At 56.6% G+C, this 18,811-nt stretch carries 16 protein-coding genes; 4 read left to right on the top strand and 12 right to left on the bottom strand.

What is annotated here, in order from left to right; translation table 11 throughout:
* Positions 1-55 precede the first annotated feature (55 nt).
* The 5 genes from malZ to phoB all read right to left on the bottom strand — a co-directional run bounded on the left by malZ (position 56) and on the right by phoB (position 7,509).
* Entirely contained in the window at positions 56-1,873 is a 1,818-nt protein-coding gene (gene malZ / locus G6Q29_RS06730; protein ID WP_165465005.1) for a maltodextrin glucosidase, read from the bottom strand.
* Between the two features lie 445 nt (positions 1,874-2,318).
* The gene (proY, locus tag G6Q29_RS06735) at positions 2,319-3,692 is read right to left on the bottom strand and encodes a proline-specific permease ProY (RefSeq protein WP_165465006.1); all 1,374 of its coding nucleotides are present in this window, start codon (positions 3,690-3,692) and stop codon (positions 2,319-2,321) included.
* An 81-nt stretch (positions 3,693-3,773) separates the two neighbouring features.
* Positions 3,774-5,093, bottom strand: a complete 1,320-nt coding sequence (gene brnQ / locus G6Q29_RS06740; protein WP_165465007.1) for a branched-chain amino acid transporter carrier protein BrnQ — start codon at positions 5,091-5,093, stop codon at positions 3,774-3,776.
* Between the two features lie 409 nt (positions 5,094-5,502).
* A complete protein-coding gene (gene phoR / locus G6Q29_RS06745; protein ID WP_165465008.1) occupies positions 5,503-6,798 on the bottom strand; it encodes a phosphate regulon sensor histidine kinase PhoR in 1,296 nt (431 codons plus the stop codon).
* A 21-nt stretch (positions 6,799-6,819) separates the two neighbouring features.
* Positions 6,820-7,509 (bottom strand): phosphate response regulator transcription factor PhoB, encoded by a 690-nt coding sequence (phoB, locus tag G6Q29_RS06750; protein ID WP_165465009.1) that lies wholly within the window; start codon positions 7,507-7,509, stop codon positions 6,820-6,822.
* A gap of 187 nt (positions 7,510-7,696) precedes the next feature.
* Between phoB and sbcD the strand changes: the two genes are divergently transcribed.
* Both sbcD and sbcC read left to right on the top strand, forming a co-directional pair.
* Complete coding sequence (gene sbcD, locus G6Q29_RS06755) at positions 7,697-8,902, top strand: exonuclease subunit SbcD (protein ID WP_165465010.1); 1,206 nt, start codon at positions 7,697-7,699, stop codon at positions 8,900-8,902.
* Positions 8,899-12,030: an exonuclease subunit SbcC gene (gene sbcC / locus G6Q29_RS06760; protein ID WP_165465011.1), complete on the top strand. Its 3,132-nt coding sequence runs from the start codon at positions 8,899-8,901 to the stop codon at positions 12,028-12,030. Before sbcD ends, sbcC begins: the two co-directional genes overlap by 4 nt.
* Before the next feature lie 98 nt (positions 12,031-12,128).
* Here the strand turns inward: sbcC and mak are convergent, their stop codons facing one another.
* A complete protein-coding gene (gene mak, locus G6Q29_RS06765) occupies positions 12,129-13,034 on the bottom strand; it encodes a fructokinase (RefSeq protein WP_207309777.1) in 906 nt (301 codons plus the stop codon).
* A gap of 123 nt (positions 13,035-13,157) precedes the next feature.
* Here mak and rdgC point away from each other — a divergent pair, with 123 nt between their 5' ends.
* On the top strand, positions 13,158-14,072 hold the full coding sequence (gene rdgC / locus G6Q29_RS06770) for a recombination-associated protein RdgC (protein WP_006809928.1): 915 nt from the start codon (positions 13,158-13,160) through the stop codon (positions 14,070-14,072).
* A gap of 40 nt (positions 14,073-14,112) precedes the next feature.
* Here rdgC and ppnP read toward each other — a convergent pair whose 3' ends face one another.
* From ppnP to G6Q29_RS06795, 5 genes are all read right to left on the bottom strand, one after another.
* Positions 14,113-14,400, bottom strand: coding sequence for a pyrimidine/purine nucleoside phosphorylase (gene ppnP, locus G6Q29_RS06775; RefSeq protein WP_165465013.1), 288 nt, complete (start codon positions 14,398-14,400; stop codon positions 14,113-14,115).
* A gap of 71 nt (positions 14,401-14,471) precedes the next feature.
* The gene (locus G6Q29_RS06780) at positions 14,472-15,149 is read right to left on the bottom strand and encodes an AroM family protein (protein WP_165465014.1); all 678 of its coding nucleotides are present in this window, start codon (positions 15,147-15,149) and stop codon (positions 14,472-14,474) included.
* 236 nt (positions 15,150-15,385) lie between these two features.
* Positions 15,386-15,577, bottom strand: coding sequence for a protein YaiA (gene yaiA, locus G6Q29_RS06785; RefSeq protein ID WP_165465015.1), 192 nt, complete (start codon positions 15,575-15,577; stop codon positions 15,386-15,388).
* A gap of 44 nt (positions 15,578-15,621) precedes the next feature.
* Positions 15,622-16,146: a shikimate kinase AroL gene (gene aroL, locus G6Q29_RS06790; RefSeq protein WP_165465016.1), complete on the bottom strand. Its 525-nt coding sequence runs from the start codon at positions 16,144-16,146 to the stop codon at positions 15,622-15,624.
* 144 nt (positions 16,147-16,290) lie between these two features.
* Positions 16,291-16,749, bottom strand: coding sequence for a YaiI/YqxD family protein (locus tag G6Q29_RS06795; protein ID WP_165465017.1), 459 nt, complete (start codon positions 16,747-16,749; stop codon positions 16,291-16,293).
* 97 nt (positions 16,750-16,846) lie between these two features.
* Here G6Q29_RS06795 and proC point away from each other — a divergent pair, with 97 nt between their 5' ends.
* Complete coding sequence (gene proC, locus G6Q29_RS06800; RefSeq protein ID WP_165465018.1) at positions 16,847-17,656, top strand: pyrroline-5-carboxylate reductase; 810 nt, start codon at positions 16,847-16,849, stop codon at positions 17,654-17,656.
* Positions 17,657-17,672: 16 nt separating this feature from the next.
* On the opposite strand, the gene adrA is transcribed toward proC, so the two are convergent.
* Positions 17,673-18,776, bottom strand: coding sequence for a diguanylate cyclase AdrA (gene adrA / locus G6Q29_RS06805; protein ID WP_165465019.1), 1,104 nt, complete (start codon positions 18,774-18,776; stop codon positions 17,673-17,675).
* Positions 18,777-18,811: the final 35 nt, after the last annotated feature.

The following is an 18,811-nucleotide window of genomic DNA, read 5'->3' on the forward strand; positions in this document are numbered from 1 at the left end:
CACAAATCGTTGCATTTGCGCCATCACTAAGCGGTGAAAACCATACTGCCTGTGATTAGCTGCCGAACCAGACCGCAGCGGAGATCGACGGCAGCGTGAGTACGCTCTCCTGTAACGTCGCTTTCCCCTCTTTGCTCTTCCACGTTATACCGGCCAGCAGCGGTGAATCTTCCAGCACGACTTCACACGCCTCGCCCCGGTTGATCGCCACCAGCACGCGCTGCTGATTATAGACGCGAACAAACACCACAACGTTATCGTGGGCATACATCACCTGACAGCCCCCGTAGCGCAGGGCCTGGCTCTGCTTGCGTAGCGCCGCCATACGCTGGTACAGGCTGAGCAGGTTCCGATCCTGCTTTTCAGGCTCCCACGGGAAGGTTTTACGACAGAACGGATCATTGTTACCGTCCAGCCCCACTTCATCGCCATAGTAAATGCAGGGTACGCCCGGCCAGGTAAAGAGCCAGGTTACCGCCAGCGGCAGACGCGCCACATCTTTACCCAGCAATGATTTAAATCGCGCGGTATCGTGGCTGTCGAGCTGATTAAACATCCTCAACTGCTGCTGATGCGACAGGCCAGCGCGATAGTTCTCCATCCACGCCATGCAGGTTTCAGCATCAATATGCTGCGGATCGTAAGAGATATCGGTGTTAGCGAGAAAACCCCACAGCGGGAAGGTGAAGCCGCGATAGTTCATCGCCGCGTCTTCTGCATCAGCCTGCAACCACTGACGCGCGTCGCCAAAGTGCTCTCCGAAGACGAATGCTTCCGACCGGGCCGCTTTTGCCGACCGGGTAATGGCGGCGACATGCTGAAGGTTATTCCGCGCCCCGCCTGCTTCACCCAGCATATGCACCACGTCCAGCCGCCAGCCGTCCATATTCCACGGCGCTTTCAGCCAGTGGCGCACGATGCTGTCATCGCCTCCGTAGATCTCATTCACCAGCGATGGCGACTGGAAATCAAGCTTCGGCAGACTCGGGTAGCCCAGCCAGTCCAGGGCGCGGCCATTCTCGTCAAAACTGTACCAGTCACGCTGCGGTGAATCCGGGTTGTGGCATGCCCCCCCCATCGACTGATTATGACGGTCAAACCACGCGTGAGAATCACCGCTGTGATTGAACACGCCGTCCAGTATCAGGCGCATACCCTCTTTTTGCGTGTTGTGCCGCAGCCGCAGCAGCGCTTCGTCACCGCCAAACTGCTCGTCAACGTGGCGGTAGTCTTGCGTATCGTATTTGTGCACGCTTGGCGCTTTAAACACCGGGTTCAGGTACAGCGCCGTCACGCCGAGCTTTTTCAGGTACGGCAGCTTTTCGCTGATACCGTCGAGATCGCCGCCGTAAAAGGTCGATCCCCCCGCCTGGGCGGTCAGCGGCTCGTCCCATTTTTTTTGAATGATGTCGTGACCGACCGCATGATGGTAATAAACCTTGTCCTGATCGGCAGTACGCTTTTCACTGCGCGCAAAGCGGTCCGGGAAAATCTGGTAAAAGACCTGATCGTTAACCCACTGCGGGCCGTTATCCGGGTGATCCACGGCAAACTGTTCCAGCCGGGCCGGAGGAAAACGGCTGAAGCCCTGCGGGGTAAACCACAGTTGACGGTTGTTCCACAACAGTTTGAAGCTGTAGCGACGTCGCGGCTGTCCGCTGCACAGGTTGATATTCGCCCGCCACGCCGTGACGCCCGGCTGCGGCTGGCTACGCGCTTTATGCATTTTCAGCGACGTTTCTTCGTTATCCACTTCGGCGCGCAGGGTCACACGTTCAGGCTGATTGTCTCCTGCCAGCCAAAGCGTAATCACAAGGTTGTCTTTGTTTTGCTTAACAAATGGGGCAACCGGAAGGTGCCAGGCGTTTAACATCACGAATCCCCTTTGATGAAATTGACGTCACCTTGCCACAGGGTGGTTAAGGATAGCTCACCATGACGGGATTTATTGGGGGAGGAGGACGGGGGAGGAGGCATCACTGCGGCCTGATGCCCTCACCCTTTCCTACGGGGAGAGATAGCCCCAGCAATGTGAGAGCAGAAGCAATAACGTTCCCTTCAGAATAACTGAGGGCACCGCGAAGCGGCGATTTTCCGCCGGGAGCCCGGGTCGCCAGAGTGGTGGCAACTGAGCCACCCTGGCACGTTCACCGCTCATTTCGCTACAGAGTAGCAAGGAACATAACGTGAACGGAATGACCGCCAGAGCCGTGTGTTCCCCCTCACCCCAGCCCTCTCCCTGAAGGGAGAGGGGGCCGTCTGTGCAGGCGTTGTTTTGCGGGGAACCCTCAGCCCACGGGGAGAGGGGGAAAAGAATGTTACTGTGCTTCCGCCAGCTGACGGTCGCGGCGGCGTTTGAAAACCCAGCCCACCAGCAGCAGAACGATCCACGCGAAGCCCACGTACAGCGAGATACGGGTATCCGGGTGATAACCAATCAGGCCAATGATGAAGACCAGGAAGATGAGGCCGACAATGGTCGTTGGCACGCCGCCCGGCACTTTAAACTTCAGCGCTTTGGCCTCTTCTGGCGACAGGCGGCGACGGAAGGCAATCTGCGACAGCAGGATCATGATCCAGACCCACACGGTGGCGAAGGTCGCCAGCGACGCAATCACCAGGAAGACGTTCTCCGGCATGATGTAGTTCAGGTAAACCGAGAACAGCAGTGCAACGGTCATGACCACGACCGTCACCCACGGGGTGCCGCGACGCGACGTTTTGGCAAACACCTTCGGTGCACTGCCCTGCTCCGCCATGCCGTGCAGCATGCGGCCCACGCCGAACACGTCACTGTTGATGGCCGACAGCGAGGCGGTCAGCACCACAAAGTTGAGAATGCTGGCAGCAAACGCAATGCCCATATGCTGGAAGGTCAGCACAAACGGGCTACCATTGGTGCCTACCTGGTTCCACGGATAGATGGACATAATCACAAACAGCGTGCCCACATAGAACACCAGAATACGCATCGGCACCGAGTTGATGGCGCGCGGAATAGATTTCTCCGGATCCTTCGCTTCCCCGGCGGTGATGCCGATAATCTCAATACCACCGTAAGCGAACATGACCATCTGGAGCGACATGACCATCCCGAGCCAGCCGTTGCTGAAGAATCCGCCGTTACTCCAGAGGTTATGAATGCCGGTTGGCTGACCGCCGTTGCCGATACCCCAGATGATAATGCCGAAACCGGCAAGGATCATGATGATAATGGTCGCGACCTTGAAGAAGGAGAACCAGAACTCCAGCTCGCCAAACACTTTTACGCTCATCAGGTTAACGGCACAAATGATCAGCACCACGCTCAGCACCCAGATCCAGTGCGGCACCGCGGGGAACCAGACACCCATATAGATACCAAACGCCGTCACATCGGCAATGGCGACAATCAGAATTTCGAAGCAGTAGGTCCAGCCGGTGATAAACCCTGCCAGCGGGCCTAAGTTTTCTTGCGCATAACGTGAAAACGAGCTGGCAGACGGGTTGTGCACCGACATCTCCCCCAGCGCACGCATGATGATATAGGCCGCAGCGCCGCCGATGATGTAGGCCAGCAGAACGCTTGGACCGGCCATTTTGATGGCATCTGCCGAGCCATAAAAAAGCCCGGTACCGATAGCCGAGCCCAGCGCCATAAAGCGGATGTGGCGGGTGCTCAATCCACGTTTAAGTTTGTTAGTGCTTTCCATTAAAATCTTGCCATTCAACACGAAAAAAACAAAAAACCACGGGGCCTTAAGCCCCGTGGTTAAACAATTTGTTGCCGTTGATTAATGGGCGTTGGATGCCACCTGGCGCCCGGCCGCACGGTCCCAGATAATTGCCAGAACCAGCGCTACAACGGAAGGCATCAGCCAGGCCAGGCCCTGCTCGGACAGCGGCAGACGCTGTGTCCAGGCTGGCAGAATTTCTGCAAATGCCGATGCTTTGATCCCGTCAAGGATACCAAAAATCAGGCTGATAAACATGGCTGGCGCAATAATTCGCGTCGAGTTATGCCACCACGGGCGGGTGAAGCTCAGCACCACCAGCACGATACATGGCGGATAGATCGCCGTCAGCACCGGAATTGACACCTGGATCAGGTGGCTCAGACCGAGGTTTGACACCGCCATGGAGAAGATGCCGAGGATAAACACCAGCGTGCGGTAAGAGAGCGGCAGATATTGGGCGAAGAACTCCGCGCAGGCGCAGGTCAGACCCACCGCCGTCACCAGACAAGCCAGGAAAATCAGCGCCGCCAGCAGCATGCTGCCTGCCCCACCAAAGGTGTGCTGCACGTAGGCATGCAGGATCGCCGCGCCGTTTGCGCTCTGATCGACCAGCGTTGCGCTATCTGACCCCAGACGGAACAGCGCCAGATACAGCAGCGTCAGGCCGACACCGGCCATCAGACCAGCCCAGATGGTATAGCGGGTCAGCAGACGCGCTTCGGTCACGCCGCGTGAACGCGCGGCGTTAACGATAACGATACCAAACACCATCGCACCGAGCGTATCCATCGTCAGATAGCCGTTCACGAAACCGTTTGAGAACGCCGCATTCTGGTAAGCGTCCATCGCGGAGCTGATTGGCCCCGCAGGCCAGACGATCGCCGCAACCGCCAGCACGATCAGCGCCACAATTTTCAGCGGTGCCAGGAAGTTACCCACGGTATCCAGCAGTTTGCCGGGATAGAGAGAAACCAGAATCACGATGGCGAAGTAAATGAGGCTGTAAATAAACAGCGGCATCGCGCCGTCACCGGTCAGCGGGGCGATACCCACTTCAAAGGAGACGGTCGCCGTACGCGGGGTCGCGAACAACGGGCCAACGGCCAAATAGCAGACGGTTGCCAGCAGAACGCCAGCCACTTTGCCAATCGGGGTGCTGAGGCTGTCCACACCGCCACCGACTTTCGCCAGCGCGATAACGGTCAGTACCGGCAGGCCCACGGCAGTAAGCAGGAAGCCAAACGCAGCTGTCCAGACGTGTTCACCCGCCTGTAAGCCAACCATTGGAGGGAAAATGATGTTGCCTGCGCCAACGAACAGCGCAAATGTCATAAAGCCCAGCGCGATGATGTCACGCGATTTCAAGTGATGGGTCATAAAACCTTACTGCCTGTGGATGTGGTGTTGAAAACGTTGAGATTTTCGCCATCCCTGACGGGACGATACAGCGGAAAATTTGCTCAATTTCAGCGGGATATGCTCCCGTCCTGGCGTGGCGAAGAATAGTTTTTCGATTTACCACGCAAATACAGTCGGTCTGACAGTATATGGGGGGCAATTTAAACGCTTATAACGTTTAAAGGCAAGGAGGGATCGTAAAACCAGAACAATATGCCAGCATGAAAATGCAGACCAACATAATATGCCATGTATAAGAAAAACTCATGGCTAATCATGCGAACAAAAAAGCACCAACCGTATAATATTCATTCGCGTTTCGCTTGACTGCAAAGTAAACGGGCCAGCAATCGCTGGCCCGTGGAAAGGTAGCCTGACACACTCGCCGTCAGGCGCGCTTTTTGGCAATTAATCGTTCCGGGATGACGAAACTAAAGCGCGTGCCCTTACCGAGGGTACTTTCGATATTGAGCCGGCTTTCGTGGTGGCTGACGGCATGCTTGACGATGGCCAGCCCCAGTCCGCTCCCCCCGGTCTGCCGCGAGCGCGCTTTATCCACCCGGTAGAACCGTTCGGTGAGACGCGGAAGGTGTTCTGGCCCAATCCCCGGCCCGTTATCTTCGACGCTAAACTCAGCCCCCGCCGGGGTATGCTGCCAGCGCACCGTGATATGTGTCCCTTTGGGGGTATGATTCACGGCGTTATAAACCAGGTTTGAAATAGCGCTCCGCAACTCATCTTCACTGCCCAACACTTTCAGCGAGTTATCAACGTCAAAAGCCAGCGTGTGCTGATTTTGACTCAGCGTTTGGGCTTCGCGCTCCACCACCCGCAACATCATCGGCACATCAATGATGTCACTTAGCGCCAGCGACGGGGCCGCCTCAATCTTTGAAAGCGTCAGCAGCTGTTTGACCAGCCCTTCCATGCGGAACGTCTGCTCCCGCATGGTATGCAGCGCTTTCTCACGCGGCGCCCCCTCAAGCGTTTGCTCCTGCATCATCTCCAGGTAGCCCTGAAGCACCGTTAATGGCGTACGCAGCTCGTGGCTAACGTTAGCAAAGAAGTTGCGGCGAGCGCCCTCAAGCTGGTGCATCTGGGTAACGTCACGCGCCACCATCAGCCACTGCCGATCGCTGTAGGGCATTACGCGGATTTCAAGATGGCGACCGTTATTAAGCTTCAGATTGTGCGGCCGGGAAAAATCCCGTTTTTTCAGGTACAGCGTGAACTCGGGATAACGCAGAAGGTTAAGGATATTTTGGCCGTTATCATCCGGCCAGCGCAGGCCCAGCAGCTGTTGTGCGAGGCCATTACACCAGAAGATTGTCCCTTCTTCTGTCGTCAGGATCACCGCATCCGGTAGCGACTCCGCGCCGCTGCGAAAGCGTTTGATCAGGCTTCCCAGCTCACGACGGCGCTTTTTATTACGCATCTGCATCTGGTGCAGGCCGTAGAGGAGCGGTTCCCAGCTCCCGCTTCCCGGCGGGGGGGTCATACTTCTGTCGACCCATAGCCACCAGGAAAGACGTAGTAAATTCCAGAAATGCCAGACGAGTAATCCCGTCACGGCCACCAGTAAAAACCACGGCAAATAGCCAAAAATAGCCCCCAGAATGAGGGCCGGAATACAGCATAAGATCAGTTCAAAGACGAGCCTTTTCCATGACAGACGTTCCAGCACGCGTCACACTCCTGTCATTGTTCAGAAACGGGTCGAGAAACGATAACCCGTGCCGCGGACCGTCTGCACCATGCGATCGTGGCCGCTCAGTTCCAGTGCTTTACGCAGGCGGCGAATATGGACGTCAACCGTTCGGTCTTCGACATAGACGTTAGTTCCCCAGACGTTATTCAGCAATTGTTCGCGGCTGTAGACGCGCTCCGGGTGAGTCATAAAGAAGTGCAGGAGCTTAAATTCGGTCGGCCCCATGTCGAGAGGATTTTCGCCGGTCATGACGCGGTGCGAGGTCGGGTCAAGGCTCAGGCCCTGCATCTCAATCACCTCCTCCACCGCCATCGGCGAAATACGGCGCATCACGGCCTTAATGCGGGCAACCAGCTCCTTCGGGGAGAAAGGTTTGGTGATGTAATCGTCCGCGCCGGTTTCCAGACCGCGCACGCGATCCTCTTCCTCACCGCGCGCCGTGAGCATCACCACCGGAATTTCGCGGGTCATCGCCTCGCGTTTGATATGCTTGATAAACTGTAATCCGGAACCGCCGGGCAGCATCCAGTCCAGCAGGATCAGATCGGGCCAGGGTTCATTCAGCTGGTTCACCGCGCTGTCATAATCTTCCGCTTCAACCGGCTGGAAGCCATTTTGTTCAAGCACGAAGCACACCATTTCACGGATCGGAGCTTCATCTTCTACGACCAGAATACGTCTCGCCATACTTTGCCCTGTCTTATCGTATTTAAGTTACAAGTCTGTAATGCGGCGTCATTATGCGTCAGATTTATGACAGATTTATGAAAAACATTACCACTATAAATGGCAAACTGGTGTTTTATTACAGCGGTTATTTTCCGTTTCCCGAAAGTTTATAATCCTGCTTTATTATTAATGCCACGGATCTCTTATGCGCATACTTCACACCTCAGACTGGCACCTGGGTCAAAATTTTTACAGCAAAAGCCGCGCCGCTGAACATGACGCTTTCCTGAACTGGCTGCTGGAAACGGCTGAGTCTCACGAGGTGGATGCGATTATTGTGGCGGGCGACATTTTCGATACCGGATCGCCGCCGAGCTATGCGCGTGAGCTGTACAACCGTTTTGTGGTCAACCTCCAGCAAACCGGATGTCACCTGGTCATTGTTGCCGGAAACCATGACTCCGTGGCAACGCTGAATGAATCCCGCGATATTCTGGCGTTCCTCAATACCACCGTGGTGGCCAGCGCCGGACACGCGCCGCAGATCCTGAAAAAACGCGACGGCACGCCGGGCGCGGTGCTGTGTCCAATCCCGTTTTTACGCCCGCGGGATATCGTGCAAAGCCAGGCCGGTCTGTCCGGCAGCGAAAAACAGCAGCATCTGTTGCAGGCCATCACCCGCTATTATCACCAGCAGTACACGGAAGCCTGCGCCCTGCGCGGCGAACAGGCCGTTCCGATCGTTGCCACCGGGCATCTCACAACCGTCGGGGCCAGTAAGAGTGACGCGGTGCGCGAAATCTATATCGGTACGCTGGACGCGTTTCCGGCGCAGAATTTCCCGCCCGCCGACTACATTGCACTCGGGCACATACACCGGGCGCAGGTCATCGGCGGCTGCGAGCATATCCGCTACTGTGGCTCCCCCATTTCGCTCAGTTTCGATGAAACCGGCAAAGCCAAGTCCGTGAATCTGGTGAGCTTCGCCGACGGTAAACTCAGCGCCGTCGAGACGCTGGAGGTGCCGATCACCCAGCCGCTGGCGGTGCTTAAAGGCGATCTTGCCGCGATTACGGAACAGCTTGAACAATGGCGCGGCGCAGAGCGTGATCCACCGGTCTGGCTGGATATTGAAATCACCACTGATGACTACCTGCATGATATGCAACGAAAAATACAGGCTCTGACCGAAGATTTGCCGGTAGACGTGCTGCTGGTACGTCGCAGCCGCGAACAGCGCGAGAAAATTCTACTGAGCGCCCAACGTGAAACGCTAAGTGAACTTCGGGCAGAAGAGGTATTCGAGCGGCGGCTGGCGCTTGAAGAGATGGACGACGCCAGACGCGTCAGGCTGAACGAGCTGTTTACTCAGACACTGCACGCCCTCAATGACGAGGAAGGAAACGCATGAAAATTCTGAGCCTGCGTCTGAAAAACCTGAACTCGCTTAAAGGCGAGTGGAAAATTGATTTCACCGCGGAGCCGTTCGCCAGCAACGGGCTGTTTGCCATCACCGGCGCCACCGGCGCGGGGAAAACCACGCTGCTGGATGCCATCTGCCTGGCGCTGTACCACGAAACGCCGCGTCTGAATAAGGTCTCCCAGGCGCAAAACGACCTGATGACACGCGATACCGCAGAGTGTCTGGCAGAAGTAGAATTTGAGGTCAAAGGCGTTGCTTATCGCGCTTTCTGGAGCCAGAACCGCGCCCGCAACCAGCCGGACGGGAACTTACAGGCGCCGCGCGTCGAGCTGGCCCGCTGCGAAGACGGCAAAATTCTGGCCGACAAAGTCACGGATAAGCTGGACCAAACCGCCGCGCTGACCGGGCTGGACTACAGCCGCTTTACCCGCTCGATGTTGCTCTCTCAGGGGCAGTTTGCCGCCTTCCTGAATGCTAAACCGGGCGATCGCGCAGAACTGCTGGAAGAACTGACCGGGACGGAAATTTACGGTCACATTTCCGCCATGGTTTTTGAAAATCACAAAGCGGCACGCAACGCGCTGGAAATGTGCGAAGCGCAGGCCGCAGGCGTTGTGCTGCTGACCGAGGAACAGCAGCAGCACTTGCAGCAAAGTTTGCAGGCACTTACTGACGAAGAGAAAACCCTGCTGGCACAGCAGCAGAGCCAACAGAAAGATTTTCAGTGGCTTACGCGTAACGACGAGCTGATACGTGAGCAGCAGCGCACAGCCGCTTCGCAGCAGCAGGCGCAACAGGCACTGACGGACGCCGCGCCCCAACTGGCGAAACTCCAGCTGGCGCAGCCCGCCGCCCAGCTACGTTCGCTATGGGAGCATCAGCAGGAACAGACCACCCGCCTGGCGCAGACAACAGAGCGAATTGTTGAAGTAAATACTCGCTTACTCGACAGAGCGGCGCAGCGCTCGCGTATTCGCAACGGTGCGCTGCGCAACCGTGAACAGTTGCAGACAGAGCACACGTTACTGACGCAGTGGCTGACCGAACACGATCGTTTCCGTCAGTGGGGGCAGGAAATTGCCGGCTGGCGGGCGCATTTTACGCAGCTGAGTCGCGATAAAAATCAGCTTGTTGCCCAGTCAGCGCGCATGGCTGAGCTTCGTCAGAAGCTGGCTGAGATGCCTGAAAGTACGTTGACGCTGACGGCGGAGGATCTCGCGAGGGCAATGGAGCAACTGGCCCAATCGCGGGCGCTCCGCCAGCGCCTGACCGCGCTTCACGCTCGCTACCAGCCGCTGCAAAAACGGCTGCGCCAGCATGCGCAAAGCGTGCAGAAAGCGCAGGCTGAGCTGGCCAAGCTCCATAATACGCTGACCCTGCGGCGCCAGCAGTATAAAGAGAAAAATCAGCACTTCGCCGACCTGAAAGCGCTCTGTGAGCGTGAAGCGACAATCAAAGATCTTGAGAACTATCGTGCTCAGCTCGAAGCGGGTGTTCCTTGTCCACTCTGCGGATCAAGCGAACACCCGGCAGTTGTGCAGTATCAGGCGCTTGAACTGACTGACAATCAGCGCCGCCGCGACGCGCTGGAAAAAGAGGTGGCCGCGCTAAAAGAGGAAGGATTGCTGGTGCTCGGGCAGGTGAATGCGCTGACCCAGCAGATCCAGCGCGAGGCAGACGAAGCCCAGGCCCTTACTCAGGAAGAGCAAGCGCTCACTAAAGAGTGGCAGGAGGTCTGCACGTCCCTGAACATAGCATTGAATATTCAGGATGATATCGCCCCCTGGATGCGCGAACAGGAGCAGTACGAACGCCAGCTTTATCATTTCAGCCAGCGTCTGACGCTGCAAAATCAGCTCAGTGAACAGGAAGGTCAGGCGCGCCAGTACCAGCAACAGCTGACGGCGACGCGTCAGGCACTGGCAGCCTCGCTAGAATCACTGTCGCTTAACGTACCCGAAGAAGGCGCTGAAAGCGCCTGGCTGAGCGCGCGCGAAAGCGAATATACCCTGTGGCAGGAAAAACAGGCCCAGCACATAACGATTCAGGAACGGATTAACGCCCTGATGCCCGTTCTGGATACACTGCCAGCGTCCGATGACGCAGAAGTGGACGCGAGCGTTCCTGAGAACTGGCGCGGGATCCACGACGAATGCGTATCGCTGCAAAGCCAGCTCAACACCCTACAGCAGCAGGAGGCCCTTGAGCGTGAACGGCTCCAGCAATCCCAGGCTCAGTTCAGCGCCGCGCTAACCGCGAGCTGCTTTGCCGATCGGGCGGCATTTCTCTCAGCCCTGCTGGATGAAGCGTCGATCCGCCAGCTTGAACAGCAAAAGCAGACGCTGGAGAACCAGCTTCAGCAGGCCACTGCGCTATCCGTGCAGGCAAGCCAGCAGCTTGAGGCGCATCAGGCGCAGCGCCCGGACGGGCTGGAAACCGATGCCGCAACGCTTCAGGCACGGTTACATCAGCTGGCGCAACAGCTTCGGGACAACACCACGCATCAGGGGGAAATCCGCCAGCAGCTCAAACAGGACGCCGATAACCGTCTGCATCAGCAGGCGCTTATGCAGCAGATTGAGGAGGCGGCGCGTCAGGCGGACGACTGGGGCTATCTGAATGCGCTGATAGGCTCCAGCACAGGCGATAAATTCCGCAAGTTCGCCCAGGGGCTGACGCTTGATAACCTGGTGTGGCTTGCCAACCAGCAGCTCAATCGTCTGCATGGTCGCTATCTGCTTCAGCGTAAAGCCAGCGACGCGCTGGAGCTGGAAGTGGTCGACACCTGGCAGGCCGATGCGGTACGCGATACGCGTACGCTTTCCGGCGGGGAGAGTTTCCTGGTCAGTCTGGCGCTGGCCTTAGCGCTTTCCGATCTGGTCAGTCACAAAACGCGCATTGACTCGCTGTTCCTGGATGAAGGGTTCGGGACGCTCGACAGCGAAACGCTGGACACCGCGCTGGATGCGCTCGACGCGCTGAACGCTACGGGGAAAACCATCGGCGTGATCAGCCACGTAGAGGCAATGAAAGAACGAATCCCGGTGCAGATCAAAGTCAAGAAGATCAACGGGCTGGGATATAGCAGGCTGGACAGGGAGTTTGCGGTTCAGTAAAGGGGGGGATTGTGCGGTCTGGTGCCCTCACCCTGGCCCTCTCCCACGGGGAGAGGGTAAAAACAACAAAAACAGCAACTTGCGTTGCTGTTTTGCGTTTATTCCGGCCACAACCACGCCGCGCCGCGCACGCCGCTGGAATCGCCGTGGACGGCTTTGCGGATCGGCGTTTCGCACTCGCCGCCAAATACCCACTGTTTCACCAGCGTGGGCATCGTCGCGTACAGCCGGTCGACGTTGCTCATGCCGCCGCCCAGCACAATGACGTCGGGATCGAGAATATTGATCGCATGCGCCAGTGATTTCGCCAGCCGCATTTCGTAGCGGCTGAGCGCCAGTTCAGCCACCGGATCCTGCTCCTCAACCAGTCGCATAATCTCGTTGCCCTTGAGCGGCTGGCCGCTCAGACGATGATAATCGGTGGCAAACCCCGTGCCGGAAATAAAGGTCTCAATACAGCCCTGCTTGCCACAGTAGCACGGCACTTCAGCGCGGTATTTGAGTTCATCTTCGTCCATCCACGGTAACGGGTTATGCCCCCACTCGCCCGCGGTGCCGTTGCCGCCAATATGCGAGCGTCCGCCGAAGGCCACGCCTGCCCCGCAGCCGGTGCCGATGATTACCGCAAAAACGGTCTGCGCGCCAGCCGCTGCGCCATCGACGGCCTCGGACACCGCCAGGCAGTTAGCGTCATTTGCCAGACGCACTTCCCGGTTCAGACGCTGGCTTAGGTCTTTATCAAACGGCTGACCGTTGAGCCAGGTGGAGTTAGCGTTTTTTACCACGCCGGTATACGGCGAAATGGAGCCGGGGATCCCCATCCCGACCGTCCCCGTCTCGCCCGTTGCCTGCTCTGCCATAGCGACCAGGCGGGCAATTGTCTCAAGGGTCTGGTGATAATCATCGCGCGGCGTAGGCAGGCGGTGGCGGAACAGCTGTTCCCCCTGCTCGCTCAGTGCAATGACTTCTGTTTTGGTGCCGCCCAAATCGATCCCAATACGCACAAGACACTCCTCATTATTTTGATTATCAACAGAGTAGAAGCCCGCTTCCCGATTAGCAATGCAAGCGATGCGACAATTCGTTATCATGCCCGCTGATTTAACGACAAGGCCGTGGAAATTATCATGCTGTGGTTCAAAAATTTGATGGTTTACCGTCTCAGCCGCGACGTTTCGCTGCGTGCAGAAGAGATGGAAAAACAGTTAGCCGCTTACTCCTTTACCCCTTGCGGTAGCCAGGATATGGCAAAAACCGGCTGGGTTCCGCCAATGGGTTCTCAAAGCGATGCGCTGACCCACGCCAGCAGCACGGGGCAAATCATCGTATGCGCCCGTAAAGAAGAGAAGATCCTGCCGACGCCCGTGGTTAAGCAGGCGCTCGAAGCGAAGATCTTCAAGCTGGAAGCTGAACAGGGCCGTAAGCTAAAAAAAACCGAAAAAGATTCGCTGAAAGATGAAGTGCTGCACTCGCTGCTGCCGCGCGCCTTTAGCCGCTTCAGTCAGACCATGATGTGGATCGACACCGTTAACGGGCTGATCATGGTGGATTGCGCCAGCGCTAAAAAAGCGGAAGATACGCTGGCGCTGCTGCGTAAGAGCCTTGGATCATTACCGGTGGTACCGCTGGCGCTGGAAACGCCAATTGAGTTGACCCTGACCGAGTGGGTGCGCAGTGGGACTGCCGCTCAGGGCTTCCAGATCCTTGATGAAGCAGAGCTTAAAGCACTGCTGGAAGATGGCGGCGTGATCCGCGCGAAGAAACAGGATTTGGTGAGCGACGAAATTGCCGTGCACATTGAAGCGGGCAAAGTGGTGACCAAACTGGCACTGGACTGGCAGCAGCGCATTCAGTTTGTGATGTGTGATGACGGCTCCGTGAAGCGCCTTAAATTCTGCGATGAACTGCGCGATCAGAACGAAGACATTGACCGCGAGGATTATGCTCAGCGCTTTGACGCAGACTTTATCCTGATGACCGGAGAACTGGCGGCGTTGATCCAGAATCTGGTGGAAGGTCTCGGCGGCGAAGCGCAGAGATAATTACCCATCCTCCTCTCCCCATAGGGGAGAGGAGAAAAAATCACTTAAGATAACGGCACAGATAAGAGGTTGGCTCTGCAACCTGTAAATGGAATTCGCTGTGGCCTGGCACGTTAAATACCTGCCCCGCACTATACACTCTCCACTCCGTTTCACCCGGCAGCAAGACGTTCAGCGCGCCGCTGACCACCGTCATCTCTTCCGCTTCTGCGGTGCCAAAGGTATATTCCCCTTCCGCCATTACGCCCACACTGGCGCGGCCAGTGCTGCTGCTGGTAAAACCAATGGATTTCACTTTACCGGAAAAGTATTCGTTACTTTGAAGCATGAACTGGCCCTTATATTTATAGAGAAAAATCCACTATAGGGGCCATGCTCATGACCTGTCACGCAAAATCATTACACCAGTAATTCTGCCGCCAGACGCGCCATCAGGACGTTAGAGAGCAGCACCGGAACATCCAGCGCCTTTTGCAGTAAATCACGATGCCGCTGATGGAAGCCCAGGCAGTCAAGCATCAGGACATCCGCCCCTCTTTCGATCAACTCCTGCCCGGCCGCAATCAGCTTCGCTTCGCTGTCCCAGAACGGGTTTGCCAGTGCGTATAAGGGAGTGCGCTCCAGCGCGGCCCACTTCACCGTCTGGTTATCCAGCAGTTCCTCAACGGGGACGATGACCCCAACCTGATGGCCATCAACAATTGACGCCACCAGTGGCGGAATGATCCGCATCGGTTCGAGCAGAATGGCATTACGCGCACTGAGTCCTTTGACGGGTGCCGTGCTCATCAGCAGGATGACGTCATAGTCCTGATTATCAAGAACTTCTATCACGCCCTGTAGCGCACGCTCAATTTTCTGGCGCGATACATGCGCCAGTTTGCCGTCACTGAGTAACGTTGCCAGGGGATCTTCCCCCTCCCCGACTGCGTAGTCTTCCATGACCTCTTCCCGACTCAGCTTCCCTAACAGACTGAGATGCGTAATCTGTTGTTCAGAGACATGCTCCGTTAAGAGCGGTAATACTTCGCTTACAGGGACCACACCAATCGTGAGGATCGCCAACGTCGCCTTCATTTTGATCGCCTTCCGTTACTACCACAACTGCCACACAGGTACAGGCTCACTACGCTGTACAGTTCATTTATTCAACAAAACAGCACCAAGCGTAGCAGGGGATCTCTACACCGTAGTGTAAAGATCGACTGGCCTTTCCGAATCCACCTGTAATAACTAAATATTAACTGCTACTTAACATCGGCGATAAGGTAAAAGTGTGATTCAGGCACGGTTGTAACGAATTCGGATTTCTGTCAGGACTTCTCAGGATCCTCATAGCGCCGTTTCGCATCCAGCGCTTCCTGTTCAGTTTCATGTTCGCTGATCAGCGAATCGGGTTTGGGGTGATCGGCACGCAGCTGGTACCAGGTTACGGTCTGATCGCCATTACCTTTCTCGATGGTAACGATGCGGGCTTCACGTGGATAGGGAGGTCTGGTTGGCATAGCTCATCCTTTTTTTATGTCTGAGCTATGAGTATAGACGGCTGTTAGCTGGCGCAAGCCAAACGCAGGACGGTAATAATCTGAATCGCAACTTTCTCGGGTGACGCCGATGCATCCACAACGTGGTGTGCCGCTTCGCGGTACAGTGCATCACGTTCGGCGAGCACGTCGCTGACTTCCTCACTCAGCGGTTTCGCCGTCAGCGCCGGACGCTGCCCCTCTTCCGGAAACGCCTCCAGCCGCCCAACCAGCGTCGAGACCGGGGCACAGAGGTAGATCACGACTCCCTTTTCACGCATAAACTGGCGATTATACGGTGCCAGAATAATGCCGCCACCGGTCGCTATTACGGTTGACGGTACGGTTACCGCTTCCAGCGTGGCCGTTTCGCGCGCACGAAAGCTCTCCCAACCCTCATTCTCCACGATATCGGCAATAGTCTGACCGGCATTCTCCTGGAGCCAGTGGTCAGTATCAACAAACTGACTCTGGCACAGTCGCGCCAGCGCATGACCAACGGTGGTTTTCCCACAGCCGCGAGGGCCAACTAAAAAGATGGGTGGGTGCATAACCAGGTGTTCCCCTTGCTGCCGGATAACTGAAGGCTGTAAAGAAATGATTGCAGAAGATGTTGCGCTAACTTTACTGCAAAGCGGTACGGAATGACAAGCCTGTGGAAGTCACACTGTACCACAAAACAGCCTAAAGGAGGGCTACGCCGGACGGCGCTTCACTTCCAGCAGCCATTTATCCAGCTCGGCGGCAAACTGCTGGCGATCGCGCTGCGACAGGCTGTCCGGTCCACCAGTTTGCACCCCGCTGGAACGAAGCGTATCCATAAAATCACGCATGGTGAGTTTCTCCCGGATTGTTGACGGTGAATAGCGTTCGCCGCGCGGATTCAGCGCCGCCGCCCCTTTCGCCAGTACATCGGCAGCCAGCGGGATATCTGCGGTGATCACCAAATCCCCTGCGTCACACAGGCGTACTATCTCGTTATCCGCCACGTCGAACCCGGCCGGAACGCGCAGAGAACGGATGTATCTGGAGGGCGGCACGCGGATGTTCTGATTCGCCACCAGCGTCATCGGCATCTGCACGCGTTCGGCAGCACGAAATAAAATCTCTTTAATCACATTCGGACACGCGTCCGCATCAACCCAAATCGCCATAGTGTCTCCCCATTATGTTTCTGGCGGCTATTGTCGCCTGCATTTCGTTGTTAAGCTATCTGTGAGAGATAACAACGCATAATAACGGAGAGACGTGATGGAAAAGAAAATCGGGTTTATCGGCTGCGGAAACATGGGTAAAGCTATCCTCGGCGGACTGATTGCCAGCGGGCAGGTGCTGCCGGGGCAGATTTGGGTCTATACCCCATCCCCGGATAAAGTCGCGGCGCTGCGTGATGAGTATGGTGTCAACGCCGCCGAAAGCGCTCAGGAAGTGGCTCAGGTGGCGGATATTGTCTTTGGCGCCGTTAAGCCGAATATAATGATTAAAGTCCTGAGCGAGATCACCTCCAGCCTGAACAAAGAGACCCTGGTGGTGTCGATTGCCGCAGGCGTGACTCTCGATCAGCTCGCCCGCGCGCTGGGCCACGACCGTAAGATTGTCCGCGCCATGCCAAACACCCCATCGCTGGTGAATGCCGGTATGACCTCCGTTACCCCGAACGCGCTGGTCACCTCTGAAGACGTGGCGGATGTACTGAATATTTTCCGCTGCTTCGGCGAAGCGGAAGTGATTGCTGAACCGATGATCCACCCGGTAGTCGGCGTGAGCGGCTCTGCCCCGGCGTATGTCTTTATGTTTATCGAAGCCATGGCCGATGCCGCCGTTCTGGGTGGAATGCCGCGCGCGCAGGCCTACAAATTTGCGGCGCAGGCAGTCTTGGGCTCGGCCAAAATGGTGCTGGAAACGGGTAAGCATCCGGGCGAACTGAAAGATATGGTGTGCTCGCCGGGCGGCACAACCATTGAAGCCGTGCGCGTGCTGGAAGATCGTGGGTTCCGCTCCGCCGTGATCGAGGCGATGGAAAAATGCATGGAAAAATCAGAGAAGCTGAGTAAGTCCTGATGCGCAATGCCGGACGTCAGGCGGCTACTTCGGTGCGGCCCCGTCCGGCATTTTTAGCTTTATAAAGGGCCACGTCTGCCGCCTTTAGCCATTCACGATAGTGGGTGAACTGCGCGCCCCACGCGGCAACCCCAACGCTGATACATAACCTCGCCATTGGTGCCCCGTGTAGCGGCATGTTGACCAGCCGTTCGTGGACGCGCGACATCGCAGCAATCGCGCTGTCGGCAGGCGTACCGGACATAATCACCGCAAACTCATCCCCGCCAAAGCGGCCAATATAATCGCCTGAGCGCAGAGTCAGCTGAAGCTGGCGCGTAATGGCAACAATCGCTTCATCCCCCACGTCATGCCCCCAGGTGTCGTTGATCGTCTTGAAGTGATCGATATCAATGAGCAGTATCGTCGCCTGTCGATGGCTGCGACGGCAGGCCTCAAATTCGTTACGCAGTAGCGTTTCCCAGTGACGGCGATTGAACACGCCGGTCATTCCGTCGCGGGTACTCATGATCTCAAGCCGACGCTTATGCTCTGCCAGCCGGATCGCCGTGCGGTGGCTGAGCCAGGCAAACAGCATGGGGTAGACCACCAGCACGGGGAGCGTCAGCCACAACGCCAGCGGTTCAGAGGTCAATAGAACAGGAGTACCCGTGGATTGCACGGTGAGCAGGGCAGACAGAGCAAGCAGCGCGAGCCCTGTCAGAAATAACCGGCATCCCCCCGATCCCATCATATTCATGCCGATCATCACGATCAGCGCCGCCGTTGGCAGCGCACTAAACCCTATTAGCCCCATCCAGACACCGGCAATAATGGCATCGATTTTCAGATTAACGGTTTCACTGCTGTGGGGGTCAGCGGAACGAATAGCCAGCTGCCAGGCCAGATGCGGCCAGACAAAGACCCAGCCCACCAGCAACAACCACCAGACGCCGGAAAGAAACTGGCTCACCAGAACGCTGGCAAGCGGAATAAATAGCGCCGCCAGACCAACGATGCGTGCCAGCCGTATCCGCCGGGCAAATCGCCGACCGGAACGGTATGAATCATCCTGAGAAAGCTGCTGGTGCCAGGCTTCCCGAATGTTCTCGTGAATGTCATAAAACTCATCATTCATCATTTTTGGGAATATTCTGAATATATTTTCCCAAATTA

This window comes from Enterobacter cloacae, from assembly GCF_011078175.1.
Classification (GTDB): domain Bacteria; phylum Pseudomonadota; class Gammaproteobacteria; order Enterobacterales; family Enterobacteriaceae; genus Enterobacter; species Enterobacter cloacae_Q.

Bases quoted from the DNA above. Each gene is read 5' to 3' on its own strand.
- adrA (WP_165465019.1), bottom strand. From the start codon at position 18,776: ATGATGAATGATGAGTTTTATGACATTCACGAGAACATTCGGGAAGCC.
- G6Q29_RS06780 (WP_165465014.1), bottom strand. From the start codon at position 15,149: ATGAAGGCGACGTTGGCGATCCTCACGATTGGTGTGGTCCCTGTAAGC.
- ppnP (WP_165465013.1), bottom strand. From the start codon at position 14,400: ATGCTTCAAAGTAACGAATACTTTTCCGGTAAAGTGAAATCCATTGGT.
- malZ (WP_165465005.1), bottom strand. From the start codon at position 1,873: ATGTTAAACGCCTGGCACCTTCCGGTTGCCCCATTTGTTAAGCAAAAC.
- proY (WP_165465006.1), bottom strand. From the start codon at position 3,692: ATGGAAAGCACTAACAAACTTAAACGTGGATTGAGCACCCGCCACATC.
- G6Q29_RS06795 (WP_165465017.1), bottom strand. From the start codon at position 16,749: ATGGCGATTTGGGTTGATGCGGACGCGTGTCCGAATGTGATTAAAGAG.
- yaiA (WP_165465015.1), bottom strand. From the start codon at position 15,577: ATGCCAACCAGACCTCCCTATCCACGTGAAGCCCGCATCGTTACCATC.
- rdgC (WP_006809928.1), top strand. From the start codon at position 13,158: ATGCTGTGGTTCAAAAATTTGATGGTTTACCGTCTCAGCCGCGACGTT.
- aroL (WP_165465016.1), bottom strand. From the start codon at position 16,146: ATGCACCCACCCATCTTTTTAGTTGGCCCTCGCGGCTGTGGGAAAACC.
- sbcD (WP_165465010.1), top strand. From the start codon at position 7,697: ATGCGCATACTTCACACCTCAGACTGGCACCTGGGTCAAAATTTTTAC.
- proC (WP_165465018.1), top strand. From the start codon at position 16,847: ATGGAAAAGAAAATCGGGTTTATCGGCTGCGGAAACATGGGTAAAGCT.
- brnQ (WP_165465007.1), bottom strand. From the start codon at position 5,093: ATGACCCATCACTTGAAATCGCGTGACATCATCGCGCTGGGCTTTATG.
- phoB (WP_165465009.1), bottom strand. From the start codon at position 7,509: ATGGCGAGACGTATTCTGGTCGTAGAAGATGAAGCTCCGATCCGTGAA.
- sbcC (WP_165465011.1), top strand. From the start codon at position 8,899: ATGAAAATTCTGAGCCTGCGTCTGAAAAACCTGAACTCGCTTAAAGGC.